Annotated in this window: 12 protein-coding genes; 4 read left to right on the top strand and 8 right to left on the bottom strand. The window is 48.2% G+C overall.

All coding sequences use genetic code 11. The features are described 5' to 3' along the window. Positions 1–171 precede the first annotated feature (171 nt). Positions 172–600 (top strand): GNAT family N-acetyltransferase, encoded by a 429-nt coding sequence (locus tag ACJJIT_RS15720; protein ID WP_444898999.1) that lies wholly within the window; start codon positions 172–174, stop codon positions 598–600. Between the two features lie 45 nt (positions 601–645). Here ACJJIT_RS15720 and ACJJIT_RS15715 read toward each other — a convergent pair whose 3' ends face one another. Together ACJJIT_RS15715 and ACJJIT_RS15710 are read right to left on the bottom strand one after the other, a co-directional pair. Beyond that, positions 646–1854 carry an FAD-dependent oxidoreductase gene (locus ACJJIT_RS15715; RefSeq protein ID WP_444898998.1) on the bottom strand — a complete coding sequence of 403 codons (1209 nt, stop codon included), beginning with the start codon at positions 1852–1854 and terminating at the stop codon, positions 646–648. Next, positions 1838–2530 (bottom strand): glycerophosphodiester phosphodiesterase family protein, encoded by a 693-nt coding sequence (locus ACJJIT_RS15710; protein ID WP_444883870.1) that lies wholly within the window; start codon positions 2528–2530, stop codon positions 1838–1840. The genes ACJJIT_RS15715 and ACJJIT_RS15710 overlap by 17 nt, the downstream gene beginning before the upstream one ends. A gap of 271 nt (positions 2531–2801) precedes the next feature. Here ACJJIT_RS15710 and ACJJIT_RS15705 point away from each other — a divergent pair, with 271 nt between their 5' ends. Together ACJJIT_RS15705 and ACJJIT_RS15700 are read left to right on the top strand one after the other, a co-directional pair. Further along, complete coding sequence (locus tag ACJJIT_RS15705; protein ID WP_444883871.1) at positions 2802–3125, top strand: hypothetical protein; 324 nt, start codon at positions 2802–2804, stop codon at positions 3123–3125. 182 nt (positions 3126–3307) lie between these two features. Continuing rightward, a complete protein-coding gene (locus ACJJIT_RS15700) occupies positions 3308–3991 on the top strand; it encodes a fimbria/pilus periplasmic chaperone (RefSeq protein WP_444888093.1) in 684 nt (227 codons plus the stop codon). Between the two features lie 269 nt (positions 3992–4260). Here the strand turns inward: ACJJIT_RS15700 and ACJJIT_RS15695 are convergent, their stop codons facing one another. The 6 genes from ACJJIT_RS15695 to ACJJIT_RS15670 form a co-directional block, all read right to left on the bottom strand. Then, the gene (locus tag ACJJIT_RS15695; protein ID WP_444898997.1) at positions 4261–5232 is read right to left on the bottom strand and encodes a hypothetical protein; all 972 of its coding nucleotides are present in this window, start codon (positions 5230–5232) and stop codon (positions 4261–4263) included. Continuing rightward, complete coding sequence (locus ACJJIT_RS15690) at positions 5174–7603, bottom strand: TcfC E-set like domain-containing protein (RefSeq protein WP_444898996.1); 2430 nt, start codon at positions 7601–7603, stop codon at positions 5174–5176. The genes ACJJIT_RS15695 and ACJJIT_RS15690 overlap by 59 nt, the downstream gene beginning before the upstream one ends. 140 nt (positions 7604–7743) lie before the next feature. Beyond that, positions 7744–8271, bottom strand: coding sequence for a hypothetical protein (locus ACJJIT_RS15685; RefSeq protein WP_444883875.1), 528 nt, complete (start codon positions 8269–8271; stop codon positions 7744–7746). A 406-nt stretch (positions 8272–8677) separates the two neighbouring features. Then, positions 8678–9628, bottom strand: coding sequence for a hypothetical protein (locus ACJJIT_RS15680; RefSeq protein ID WP_444898995.1), 951 nt, complete (start codon positions 9626–9628; stop codon positions 8678–8680). After that, positions 9615–12131 (bottom strand): TcfC E-set like domain-containing protein, encoded by a 2517-nt coding sequence (locus ACJJIT_RS15675; RefSeq protein ID WP_444898994.1) that lies wholly within the window; start codon positions 12129–12131, stop codon positions 9615–9617. Before ACJJIT_RS15675 ends, ACJJIT_RS15680 begins: the two co-directional genes overlap by 14 nt. Before the next feature lie 48 nt (positions 12132–12179). After that, positions 12180–12707: a hypothetical protein gene (locus tag ACJJIT_RS15670; protein ID WP_444898993.1), complete on the bottom strand. Its 528-nt coding sequence runs from the start codon at positions 12705–12707 to the stop codon at positions 12180–12182. A 275-nt stretch (positions 12708–12982) separates the two neighbouring features. Between ACJJIT_RS15670 and gltX the strand changes: the two genes are divergently transcribed. Next, positions 12983–14458, top strand: coding sequence for a glutamate--tRNA ligase (gene gltX, locus ACJJIT_RS15665; protein WP_444898992.1), 1476 nt, complete (start codon positions 12983–12985; stop codon positions 14456–14458). Positions 14459–14479 lie beyond the last annotated feature (21 nt).

The raw sequence follows: 14479 nt of genomic DNA, 5'->3' as shown, positions 1-14479 counted from the left end.
AGTAATTGGTATTAGCAGAAAAATAATAATTAGACTAAGTTCAAGTGATTAAAAGTCTTGGTTGCAACAGTGGAAACCATACCATCTTCGATGGTCAATTTTTTATGCAAATTAAAAAGTGAAAATTGGTATTGGTCCAGCTTTATTGGTTGTTAAGTATAAGAGTGAAAAATGTTCAGTATAGATATTACAACGTCACCGTCTAAAGATGAATCCAATATATTAAGTCAAGGTATTATCGACTTTAACCAAGCAAGTGTTCCTGGGCTTGAGCGAAATGAAGATGAGGTTAAATTTACAGTTTTTGCTAGAAATTCCTCTAATGAGGTAATTGGTGGTATCCGTGCTTCTTGTTATTGGAATACTTTGCATATTGAGTTGCTTTGGCTTTCGGAAGAGTGCCGAGGTCAAGGTGTTGGTGCGGAACTTGTAAAAAACGCTGAACTTTTCGCTAGAGAGAAAGGGTGTGAGAAAGCATTGGTTGAGACAACAAGCTGGCAGGCAAAGCCATTTTATGAAAAAAATGGCTATGAGCACATGGCAACCTTGTCCGGTCGCCCCAAAGGGCAAGCATCGCATTATTTATCTAAAACACTATAAATGGATCTAGGTATTTACAGACTTCTAAATGCTGTTTAGATAATTTTAAAGATTGCGCTCCCTTTCTGAGGGGCTGGACGTATTAATGTGTGAGGAATAGTTTTCGCTTGGGGGGCCCTTACCTTGCAGGGTGGCTTGTAATTTTTTGGCCAGCTTGCGTGCGGTGGCGCGGTAGCTGGTAAGCTTGCCGCCGGCGACCGCGAGAATACGCGGCTTGCGCTCATTATCACAGCAAATCATGGATTCCCGCGAGCGGGCGAAAGGACTTTTTTCCGCTTCCGGTAGAACCCGCAATCCAGCATAGCTATCACATATATCCTCCACCTGTAGGCTGCGTGTCTGGGAAAAATACTGCTGTACCGTACGTAGCAAATAAGCCTCCTCTTCCATGGTGGGAACCACTTCTCGTGGATCGCCGAAGAAGGGGCGCTCTGTGGTGCCAACTAAGGTTTTGTCTTGCCACGGCATTACGAAGACCGCTCGATGATCCTCGGCTTCCACATAGAAGATCTTATTGCCGAGCGACAGTGGCAGCAATATGTGGGTGCCAGCGACAAGGTCTATAGGAGGTAGGGTTACAGAGGGAGAACAGCGCGCGTTGGTGGTCGCTACCCAGGGGCCGCTGCAATTAACCAGGGCGCGGGTGTGTAGAGTATTGAGTTTGCCGTCGGCAACGTAATCAACCCGCACCCCCTCCTCGGTAACTTCCGCCCCAACTAAACTGCCGGGACAGATGATTTGCGCACCATGCGCAATTGCTGAGGCGACTACATCACGGGTTAGGGCGGCATCGTCTGTTTGCGCATCGTAATAGCGAAATACTGCGAGTAGATCCTCCTGCTTGAGGCCAGGTAGGGTATCCCATTCGGATTTGGGTAAAGCGCGAAAGCGCGAGGCCTCACTGCCGATGCCGGAGAGGAGCGCGTAAAGGCTAAGCCCCAGTCTGACCATCCATGGTGGACGCTTGCTGTCACGGTAAATAGGAATATAGAAGGGCACCATACGCACCAACTGCGGCTTATTTTCCAGCAGCCAGTGACGTTCGCGCAGGCACTCATAGACAAGTCGGAATTGACCGCTCTCGAGGTAGCGCAGGCCCCCATGGATAAGCTTGGATGAGCGTGAGGAGGTGGCTGCGGCGATGCCGAGCTGTTCCAGAATCACGACTGAATGCCGTTCCTTGGCCAGGGCCTCTGCGGTGCCTGCGCCAAGAATTCCCGCGCCAACTACCAGTACATCAAAATCCGTAGACATCACTCGCTTCCCAGGAGCGCATCAATAGTGGCAGGTTACCGGTGAGGATATGGTGCGCACCTCGCTTTCGCCAGAGTACAGCTTCTTCAGCAGAGTTAATTTCATAGACAACCCACTGCCAGGGGCCAGGGGGTAATTCTTCGCAATCGACGAAGCTGTCGCGAATCAGCAGAAACTCCGGGGCGAGAGTGACGATATCGGCAGACAGGCAGCGTGGAACGCTGTTGATTTGTAAGGCCACCCTATGCCAGCCCATGCTGCGGGCGGCCCGAAGACTGCGACAGTCTTTTGTGAGCAGCGCGAAGGACTCGCGTTCGTTACGCATTAACTCCATGAGCTTCTTTACCACGGCTGTAAAACCCATGTTGGTGATATTGGCTGCGGAGATGCCTACAAACCAATCCAGGTGCCGGTGACAGCTGGCCCAGTCCACCAATTTTATAAAGGAGTCGATAGGTAAGCGGTTGAGTTGGGAGTCCCTTAGATCGTGGAAGAAATGTTGGCGCTTATCACTTGGCATAGGCAGTGTATCGCTATGGTAGCACCAGGGAGTGCCATCCAAGCTAAAACGGACATCGCACTGAATGGCGCAGGCGCCCAGATTATGGGCCGCCTCGAAGGCGGCGATGGTATTCTCCGGGTGGCGGGTTTTGTCGCCTCGGTGCGCGATTAGCATGTGAGTCAAATCCGGAAAGCAGGCGTTATTGTCGAGTGGATATAGGCGCTTAGGCGCTCTGTAACCCAAGGGTCAAATGACCCAGGCTGGAATTGGGTCTTACAGGAAAAATAGACCCTGGAGAGGTTGTTGCAAGTAGAGTTGGGCGGAAATTTCAATGCTCAAGTGCATTCCTCAAGACTAGGGAATAGCCAGCTAAACTTAAGGTGTGCCCTTTAGATGTCTGTGCAGCTGTGGCATAACTGCGCTGTTAAAGAGGTATATAGCCCCCGTGAGTAGTAAAAGACGTATTCTGCTTTTGGCAATTTCCACCACTGTGCTAGCGTTAGCGGAGCATGTACAGTCTGCAGGACAGACTGCCCAGGCAACTTCACAGATAGTGCTGAGTTTTACACCTCAGGTGCAGTGGCGTTATGAGCGAAGCAGGGAATCGGCAAGGTTTTGTCTACGCAACATACCGGCCAAACATTTTCGTTTAACAAGCGAAGCTCTGCTGTCTTCCTCTGAGCAGCGTGTATATTATTCAGGTGCTGATAAGTGCCTGGAAACAAAGTCCATTGAGAACTTTTCGGGAGTGATGATTTCAGCGGAGTAATCATTTCAAGAACAAATCATTTTTGAATGACTGGCTCTAAGTTAATTCTTTTGTATGGGGGTGAATTTCTGTAGGACTCCCTGAGTTGGAACAGAAATATGGCAAGAGTATTACAAACAGCCATATAAATTCGATGAATGCAGTTTTTAAAATAATGGTTAATTTAGGTGGATGATAGAGCGATGAAAAAAATACTGCTCTCTTTCTTGTTGCTATTGGGGCAGCCCGCACTGGCAGCCATGTCCCTGGATAAAATAATTTTCTATCTTGATGATGCTCCCAATGCGCGTGATGACGTGGTTATCACTAATCCGGATAAAGAGACCCTGTATGTTCAGACAGAAATATTTCGGGTAGATAATCCCGGGCTAGAGAACGAAGAGCGCATTCGAGTGATTAACCCGGATGAATTCAGGTTGTTGGTGAGTCCGGCCAAGGCCATATTGGCGCCAGGAGAGCGGAAACGTTTTCGTCTAATGGCGTTGGATAGAGATTTAAAGGAAGAGAAGGTCTATCGTGTTACTTTCAAGCCGGTAGTTGGGGAGGTTAAATCGGAGCAAACCGCACTGAAAATTCTTGTGGCCTACCAGGCATTAGTATTTGTGCAGCCTGAGGATGGAAGTTACCAGCTGGAGTTACAGGCCGACGGGAGTCAACGTTACTTAAAGAATACCGGAAATATCAATGTTGAAGTGGTTGAGGCTCGCCATTGCCCAAGCGAGGGTGAGTGTCAAAAGCTCGATATTTCAGGTCGCCTTTATGCTGGAACAAGCCTGACGTTAGAGGGCCTTCCCACCGAAGGTGAGTTGGAGGTCTTACTCAGAGGGCGTGATAGTGAGCGAGTGCGCCTCCCTTTGGGCGGTTGAGAGTCAGTTAGCTAAGATTTTTACTGACTTAGTGGTATGGATTAAAAACGATAAAGGGATATCTAAGGCCTGGTTTGGTATCCCTCTTATAATATCGAAAGTGTATATCTGATTCAGAGCAATGAAATTTTTCAGATTAAAAATTTCATCGTTGTTTTATGTCTGGGGCTTAATCTAAGCCAATCATTCAAACTCTAAATGTACTGTCGGCAGAGGTCTATTGGTATAGAAAAACCGAAGTCCTCATTGCACATAGCTATTAATAATGATTACTGACTAGTAACTGTCACGGTGAGAACATCTGTGTATTTCGATTCATTTGCCCTTTCCCAGAAGGGCGAAGGTACCGTAATCGTGATTCTGGCATTATTGCTGAGGCATTCTTCTGGCGCTGAGCGGTTGAAAAGACCTGGAATGCGCCCGGATGCACCGGGTATTGAGGGAGTACTTCGGTAAATATTATCTGAGAAACTGGCTATATAGGGCATGTGTTCACTGATACCAGTAAGTACAAAGGCTCCCGCACTGATCCCCCCACTACTTGACAGGGATACGGAGTACTGACTAAAGCCGCTGCCACCAACACAAAAGTCTTCATGGCCAACAATATCTTGCCCGGGTGAGACCCCCATATTACTAAGAAAGATATCGTCGAGTTGCTTGATATAAATTTTGGGTTGAATTTTTAATACTATCGAAAAATCTATTTTTTGAGTTTTTCCAGACTCTGTCTGCGCTATCAATAATTGGAAGTTTCCTTGATAGCTATTAGAGGAAAAATTTCTAGGCCTAACTAGCTTTACTCTCAAATCTGCATTGGCATCGTTATTACTACCCGGAATGTCTTGATAAACTGTACCGGGGTTGAATGTAAAGGATCTATGATGTGGCGCTGATAAGGCCAAAATTATATCAACAGCTTCTCCATTTTCTGCATATAACCTATAGAACCCCTCACGCTCGGGTTGAATTTCCAGTGAAAAGGGAGTGGCTGAGCTGTGCTTCTGACTGCGAAAAGTAAAATGGATATCCTGATGCTTCCCTTTTCCATGTATTGTGTGCCATCCAGATAGATTGCAGACACGTAGATGGGAGTCACCTAGACAGTTTGCAAGGCTGCTATTTGACAGGTAGAGTAAAAAAATAACTATTAAAAAATTATTAATAAATTTTCTTGATTTTTTATTGGGTGTCATTTGTTTTAGCAGTCTGTGAGATTTGGCAGTTGGCTGAACTTTCATCAATAACCCCGAGGTTTAACCAATCTTCACTGGACTCCACAACCTCAACTTTGGCATTACAATCAAGCCAGGTGACTTCGAGATGTGAAGGGGGCTCGTCAGAAAGAGGTATTTCCAATTGAAAAACACCAAAGCTATCTGTGAGTGTTGACTCTCCTTCAATGGAAATTAACACATTGTCTAACCCCTGACCCTTAGCCATAACTCGACCTATGGTCAGATAGACAGGTTGAATCTTGTAAGTAGCGGTGGTCACACTGCCAGGATAAAGTGTCACTTGATCGGTATTTTCACGGTAGCGAAAGAAACCATCCCCTAGAGGACGAAGTGATATATCGTAGCTTTTAAATGGGTGAAGATTGATCACGGACCTACTATCGCCTTTCGCATAACCTTGGCGGCTACCGTCGATTAATACTTCAAAGTTTTCCCGTTGGCTGCCTTCAATATCTACAATGATGGCACTTTCCAATGAGCGTTCACCGCCCCAGGCTATATGGTCCTTTGTGGCAATGATATTGGTGTTAAAACTCCCAATATAATTTGTAGAGCGGCTATTGTTAACATCACTATGACTAATGGTGGAGCTGATAAAACCATATTGTCCAGCAAGTCGACTATAGCTTCTTAAATAGTAATCTTCCGGCGTTGCTTCTATAGTGAACTCCTGGTTTACTTCTGCTGCCCAGCGGTCGGCATCACGCCAGCGAGTTTGGACTTCTAGATATTGGTTGTCACCGCTTCCTTGTTGGCGCTCACCACGTAGGTTGAAAGAGTTTTGCCAATTTTTATTGGTTTGAAGAAGTTCAATACTCAGCAGTGTATATTTTTCCCCGTCAGCGTCACTGTAGGCCAGATTGGCTGTAGCTTGCCATTTTCTTCCTCGAAATATATTCCTACGATATTCCAAGGTCCTAAGTTCTTGGGCTTCACTGAATTGACTGTCCAGAGAGAGTGAGTCAGTGTAATTTCCCGGACTTCGATTGCGCTTACTGCGCCTTAGCGTTAGGTTTCCACCAAAAAGTGGGGCTCTCAGGCTAATACTGCTTTGAGACAACCTATTGCTTAGCAGGGTATATCTATCGGGCTTTACATCATTTCTCTGCTCATCAATCTTGATCCGATAGGCGCTCAGCATTGCATAGGGCGTTCTAATCAGAGCCTGTAATTTATAGGCGTCTAGACCATTGGACTCCCTAGCTATAGAGGGAGAGAGTTCTAAATAAGAGCTTACCCAGCGGCCACCAACCTCCATAAATTGCTGACCTTCTGTGGCTGCTAGTGTAGAGAAAACGCCAAAATTTTTTGAAAGGCGGCGGGCAATATATCCTTGCAGTAACTCTTGCTGATAATGATCCGGCATTCCGGAGGATATTTCAGGTTTTACTGGCATTCCTCCCTGCAGGCTCCAGCGCCACTCACCCGGTGCGGGCAGTTGTGAATCCTTGGTAAAAAATTCAGTAGTATTATTAATTAATCTGCCTGCTTCGTCGTAAATACGAATTTCTATGTTGTAAGCGCCATGTGGTAAGGTGGTGGTATCCAGTAAGTGATTTCCAGCTTCCATTAAATCGGAGTGAATCATACGACCATCTCGGTACAGTTCCACCCGGCCACGCACGGGCATGTTTATTTCTACCAGGGCGGAGTGTTGATAACCGATGTCTGTGCGGCTGTACTGAGAGTCACGGAGCTCAAATCCGTAGAGACGGTGTAATGATTGGAAAGTACTGAAATTTCCTTTTGGTTGCAGTAATCCCAGGCTACAGGCTTTTCCGCGGAAGTCCCTTTCCCAATGCAGGCTACTGACACGGGTACCAATTTCGTTGGCTGTGTACCAATTCCCGTAAATAGCGCTCTCACCAAATCCAATAATGCTGGTAGCAGATAAAGTAGTTTGTGTGTTGCTTTCTACTTCATCGCTTTGTGCTCCCGACCAGGAACCACTGATATTTTGCACAATGGAAAAACTATTGCTGGCTGGGGGCAAGTATCGGTCGGTCAGGGCTTCTTGTTGAGGAAGTAGCTCTGGTGAGAAAAAGACATCCAGTCGATACCTCTCTTCGTCATAGATTACCGCGAAGTATTCTGGATTTATAAATCCACAATCTGTTTGGGAGTTATCACGACAAATTCGATCACTATTTTTTTCCAGTGAAGCCTGTAATGAAAGCAGCAGGCGCTCGGGGTTTAGGCTGACAGGGAGAAGCTTGATAGCCTCCTCAGGTTCTACAAAACGCACGAATTCAGGCTCGGCAATAATTAGCGCCGAGCCCAAACTGCGCCCGCCATAGTACAGGTCTGCCACAATCCTTTGGGGCTTGGTTAGATCTGTAAAACCTGCAGGTACATCTGTGCTTACGAGATGCATTGGTTCTGTTGATACTGCAGTTGTATGCCAGAGCCATAGCGGTAAGAGCATCCAGGGAAACTTCCCGACGTTGCTTTTATTTACCATTACCATAGGGAGGTTGTTCCCTGACCAAAATTATATTTTATTATTTCTATTGGTTATTCTGACGTAACTGTCACTGTCAAAACGTCGGTATATATAGTGCCGCTTAAAACATTGGGATTTTCCCAATTTGCATTTGGAATTAATACTTCAAAGGTGGAGTTATCTGGAGCTCCATTACAGTTGCCAGGATTTTGAAGAATTTGTCCGTTCAGGGCTACACCTTCATTTGTGGGAGAAAAGCTTCCTCCCGAAACATTTCTAAAGCTAACTTGGTAGGCGATATCCGTGGAGCCATTACTTAGTATGTATGCACCGTCTCCATTGAGGCTGTCAAATTGAATCTCGAAGTTTGTGAATCCAATACCTCGAATACAAAAATCCACCCAGCCCTCGGCATCAGTACTTGGGGCGGGGTCTTCAAAGGTGAGGTTTTCGAGGCCATTTATATCAATCGACTCATTAAACTTTAGCATTATTTCTGTATTGGCCTGATCAGTGGCTGCTAGGGCAAATTGTGCCCCAACGGTGGATATAGCAGCCATCGCCACAGGGATGACACAACCTCTTAACATGTGCTTCATTATTGGTGTCCTTTTGTTAAGTGTGAGCGGAGAAGGGTATAGTTGATCTTGCGGCTAAAAGAATAGGGAAAATTTCCCAGTGGGTCGGTAGAAATTAGTGATAATTTCTTATTTGTGGATAAATAGTGCGCCTGAATTGTCGTAATATTTGTTTGCCTGGATTTGTGGGGTTTTTAGAGTATTTAAAATGCCGTTTTATATGAAACAAGAGTTCTTATGCGGCGCCCATGGAATTTGAGATAGGTGTTAGCAGAGCGATTCCCATAGAAACGCTAATGAGGGAGGTGTATAAGAGTTTTGAAGGATTAGCGCCAGCTAATGGAGTTTTTTTGGTTGGCGTAATTATTTTAATTAATACTAAAGTTGTTTTACAAAGCTGGCGGTCAATAAGAAGTTGTAAAAGTTATTATTGGCTACTAACCGTAATTGTCAGTACATCAGTATATACAGGTTCCCCGGCCTGTTCCCAATCTGAGGGAGCAATTGAGATAGATACTCTGGCGTTATCAATAGTACAAGCTTCATCTGACTGTCTAGTAAATGACCCCGCGATATCACCCTGACTATTAGGGCTGTTGAACGTGTTGTTGTTTAACGTATTACTAAAGCCAACGGAATAGGTAATATTTTCATTAACACCTTTAAGAGAAAAAGGCTGATTCCCAGTTCCACCTGTGCTTCCATTGCTGCTAGATAGATTTACGGTATAACGGTCAAACCCAATGCCGCCAATACAGAAATCTTCCTGTCCTTCAATCGCCTGGCCGAAGGAAATACCCGAGTTGCTGAGATTAATATCCCCCAGGTTACGAATTGCAATACGAGGCTCTACCTGCAAAACAATATCAAATTCTACTGTTTCGCTATCAACCAGGAAAATAAGGAAGTACTGCTCTAGGGTGATTTGAAAACTACCATTGTAGCGATTGGAGGAGGGCGTTTTAGTATCGTCTATGTTCAGGGTTAAGGAGGCGTTGACATCATTGCTACTACCATTAAAGGGGCCAGCGAGATTGTTCAGTGTGAGTAGCTGTGCATCACTATTGCTAGGGTTTAATATAAAGGAGATATCCAAAGTGTCGCCATTGTCGGCAGTTAGAGAGTAAGTGCTACCACTTAAAGGAGTGAGCTCCGCGTAGTAAGCTAGGGCGCGGCTACTGAATGCGCTGCGACTTCGCAAGGTAAAGGGAACTTCTTGGCTATTGGACTGGTAATTTAGGGTGTGTGTGCCGCCCAGATTACAGGTGCGCAAGCTGTCATTGCTGGAGCAGCTTTGTGCCTTGGCCGGATTATGACAATGTAAAAAAAGAACACCCAGCCAAAGGAGTTTTCCAATTAAGTGTTTAATGTTGCGCACTGGTTAACCCCGCAGTAGTTTTGATGTGGCAGTTGGCCTTGGATTGTTCAATGCTGCCTAGATTCAACCAGCTATCCCCAGAAGACAGAATATTTATGGGAACCTGACAGTGACCCCAAGTTAATGCTTGAGTAAGCAGGTTCTTCTTGTTGGTATTTATGTTTAGTTGGAAAACGCCGTACCGATCGGTGGTGGTACTGTGTTCACCGATAAATAATCGGGTGTTAGGTAACCCCTCACCCATATCGGTTAGACGCCCCAAAATAAGCAGCTGTTGCTCTATCTGATAAGTTGTGGAACTAACATTACCGGGATATAGGGTGAAGGATTTACTTTGTTCGCGGTAATCAAAGAAACCATTATCCAATGGGCGCAGAGACAAGTCATAACTCTGAAATGCCGGTAAGTTGATTACAGACCTATCACCGCCTTTGGCATAGCCGCGCCGGTTGCCATCAACTAATACTTCAAAATTCTGTTGGTCGCTGCCATCGATTTCAATAACTACAGCACTTTCCAGTGCGCGTTCACCACCCCAGGCGAAGGTATTTTCTGCAACAATTAGGTTGGTACTGAAGCCACCCAGATAATTGAAAGCCTTGCTATGGTTAACGTTATTAAAGCTGAGAGTGCTGTTTAAATATCCGAAGTGGCCGGCGAGATGGCTGCTGCTCTCAAGATAACGGCCATGCGTGCTTTTTTCTGCAGTGATTTGTTGCTCAAATTCTGCTGCCCACAGGTCCCTATCGTGCCAGCGACTCTCCAGGAGCAAGCGCTGTTCGCGATCGCTGTGATTACTGCGCTCACTGTGTAGATTGGCGCTGTGCTGCCAGTGTTTGGCGCGGCGTCGGAGTTCTATCTCCAGGCCGGTATATTGCTGCCCGTCGGCCTTATGGTGTGAGAAAGTGGCACTGCCCAGCCACTTAGCACTTTGTAAGAAGTTGCGTTTGAAAGAGAGGCTGGTGAGCTTACTCGCATTATCTAATTTGTCGACTTGCTCTCCGGGCAACAAGCGATACCCGCTGTCTCGCTCACGCAAGCGCAGAGAGAGTTGCCCTCCCAGTAGATTGCTCTGTAGAGCCAGGCTGCGCTGCGAGTAACCTAGTGGTAGCAGTTGCAGACCCTTGGTTTGATCAAAATCGGCAGCGTCATCCAGCCTGGTATCAATAGCACTCAGTGTGGCGAATGGGGTTTTCAACAGCGCCTGGACCCTGTGACCACTGCGCCCACCCTTGTTAGTCACTATGCTCGGCGAAACTTCGAAGAAGCCACCTATCCAGCGGGCGCCAATCTCGTAAAGTTGTTGCTCACGGGTTGAGGCTGCCGAGGCAAAGAACCCCAGATTGCCACTTAAGCGTCGAGCTATAGATCCCTGAGCCAGCACATCCTGGTAGCGCTCGGGTAGCGTCTGATAGTTACTGTAATTGTGCGCGGGTTGCCCTGCATAAAAATTCCAGGACCATTCCCCTGGGGCCGGTAGCAGGGAGTCTTTGGTAAAGAACTCTGAGTGGCTGTGCAGCGAGCGCCCCATTTCATCAAAAGTTCGCACCTCAATTTCGTAGGAACCATGCGGCAGGGTGCTGGTGTTTAGCAACCGGTTACCGGCCTCCAGCATTTCTGTGTGGATCAGCCGCTGATCCCGGTAAATTTCCACACGCCCGCGTACCGGCATATTGATTTCCAGTGGGCTGCCCTGCCGATATTTAATGTCTGTACGGCTGAGCTGGGAGCTGCGCATCTCTAACCCATACAGGCTGCTGTGGTTACCGAAATAGTGCCAGCCCCCTTGGGGTTGTAGTAAGCCAATCGAATAGGCTTTTCCACGATAATCCCTGGACCAGTGTAAGGCGCTAATCTGATTGTGCTGCGCAGTGGCAGCTGACCACTGGGCGTGTAGGGCGCTCTCGCCAAAGCTGATAATGGTGTTGCCATTCAAAGTGGCGTTATGACTGTTTTCACCGAGATTACTCTCCACACCACTCCAGGCGCCACTGAGGTTTTGAACAATGGAAAATTCACTGGTGGAGGCTGGGAGATAGGGATCGCTGATGGCGGCTTCTTGTGGCAGTAACTTTGCGGAGAAAAATAAATCGAGCCGATAGCGGTTTTCATCGTAAATGACCGCCACCTGCTCAGGCACTAGATAGCCACACTTTCGCTGCCAACTTGAACGACAGAGATACTGTGAATTTCTGGGCAAAGGGTTGGCCAAAGCCGCTATTACGGTCTCTCTATCTAATAATTCAGGTAGAAGAGGGAGCAATTGCTCTGGCTCGTCGAACTGGATATGGGTGGGGTCAACAGTAATTGGCGCTACGCCTATTTGGCGGCCGCCATAGTAGAGGTCTGCCAATAACTGCTGTGGTTCGGTCAGTGAATCAAACCCTTCCGGTGCAGAGGTCTCCAGCAGAAAAGTGGCTGCTGTTGCTGCAAAGCTATCGGCGTGAATGGCCTGCGCCAGACAAAATGCCAGCGCATGCCATTGGTTAAGACGTCCTGCCATAAACTGCGATGGGTTTGGCTGGAAATCCTATCCGGCCACGCCACAAAATTATTCTGTGGCTACAGTGATCAGCAGCGTATCGGTGTAGCTGGTGCCATCCAGCACATCGTTGGTCTGCCAAGCGCTATTGGCAACAGTGATTTGGAATCTGGCATTGTCGGAACCACTGCAAGAAGCGGCGTTACGATCTAGTCCAGTTAGTGGCTCACCCTCATTAACCACAGTAAAGGAACCGTTAGTGCTGTTGTCGAAGCCGACGCTGTAGGGAACGTCTAGGCCGTTGCCGGAGAGGCTGAAAGCTGTATCGTTATTGCCATCATTGCTTTCAAAGGTAATGCTAAAGGTGGGAAAGCCAAAACCGCCGATACAGAAGGCATCGCTGGCAACGGCATCGGTACCCAGGGCAGGGTCGGTAATTGTGATATCGCCGACATCGGCAATTACAATGCTCGGGTTAAAGGTAAGGGTGATATCACTACTGGCACTATTGGTGGCTGCCACGGTGGCGGCCGAAGCGCTGAAAAGCATGCCTGCTGCGAGAGCAGAGGCCAGTGAACGAACTACATTTTTGTGCATGGCGTATCTTCCTGAGCCGTTGGTTATCGTTCTGTGAAAAGCCGCTCGCGAAGATCCTGCACTTGTCAGGGGTAATGCGTTAGTCAAGCTATTCCATCTTTATGGCGGGGATCATACTTTTTTTGTGATGCAAGTCACGTCATTTGCGGGTAATTTTCGATTTATGGCGCCTAAAAGATCTTATTGGCGACCAGCTTGTATCTGTGCCCGGCGCGCGGCCAGCGCTATAATCCCGCGCCTTTAGAGTCCTTTATTTATCTTCAACCAGGTTTGTCATGACCGTAAGAACCCGAATCGCACCGTCTCCAACCGGTGATCCCCACGTTGGTACCGCCTATATCGCCCTGTTTAATCAGTGTTTTGCCCGCGCCCAGGGCGGCCAGTTTGTGTTGCGTATCGAAGATACTGACCAGCAGCGCAGCACCCCGGAATCCGAGCAGGCGATTCTCGATAGCCTGCGTTGGCTCGGATTGGACTGGCAGGAAGGTCCAGACGTAGGCGGCCCCCACGGCCCCTATCGGCAGAGTGAGCGCGGTGATATCTACAAGACTTACTGCGATGAACTGGTGCAGAAGGGCCATGCCTTCCACTGTTACCGCACCGCCGAAGAGCTGGAGCAGCTGCGCGAAGAACTGCGGGAAGCCGGCCGCACCTCACTGAAACCTAGTGACCTGGCGCTGTCGGAAGAGGAAGTAGGGAAGCGTCGCGCCGCCGGAGCCCCCTATGTAGTGCGCATGAACGTACCGGAGAGCGGTACCTGTGTAGTGGAAGATCTGCTGCGCGGTACTATTGAGATCGACTGGGCCCAGGTCGATGCGCAGATTCTGCTCAAGTCCGATGGCATGCCCACTTACCACCTGGCCAACGTGGTGGATGATCACCTGATGGAGATCACCCATGTGCTGCGCGGTGAGGAATGGATTAACTCCGCACCCAAGCACCAGTTGCTATATGAATACTTCGGTTGGGAAATGCCGGTGCTCTGCCACCTGCCGCTGCTGCGCAACCCGGATAAAACTAAGCTGTCCAAGCGCAAAAATCCCACCTCTATTCTTTATTATCAGCGTGCCGGTTTTATGCCCGAAGCGCTGCTCAACTATCTGGGCCGTATGGGCTGGTCCATGCCGGATGAGCACGAGAAGTTTTCTCTGGAGGAAATGCTCGAACATTTCGATATCCACCGCGTTTCCTTGGGCGGTCCGGTGTTCGATGTAGAGAAACTGTCCTGGCTGAACGGCCTGTGGATTCGCGAGTTGGAAAATGAGCAGCTTGCCGACCGCCTTATTGACTGGATGTTTAACCGCGAGAACCTGCTTAAGGTACTGCCCCATGCCAAAAAGCGTATGGAGACTTTCGGCGATTTCGCACCGCTGGTGAGCTTCCTTGCCTCCGGTAAGTTGCCGCTCACCGAGGAGAGCTTCAGTGGCAATAAGTTGGAGCTGGATGAGCAGAAGAAATTGCTGCAATTCGCCCTGTGGCGTCTGGAAGCCCTGCGTGCCTGGGACCGCGACAGTATTTTCCAGGCGGTGAAGACTCTATCCACGTCCATGGAGATTAAGCTCAAGGACTTCAACGCGCCCCTGTTTGTTGCCATTAGTGGCACCACCGCCTCCTTCTCTGTGATGGACGCCATGGTACTACTGGGCCCAGACCTCAGCCGCGCCCGCCTGCGCCAGGCCATCGACGCCCTGGGCGGCGCCGGGAAAAAAGTCCTCAAACGTTGGGAGAAAGAGTACGCCTCACTCCCCTAAGTACCCCACAGCCCCCGGTAG

The organism is Microbulbifer mixtoriginis (SeqCode) (assembly GCF_052467515.1).
This window is presented reverse-complemented; position numbering and strand designations above follow the sequence as displayed.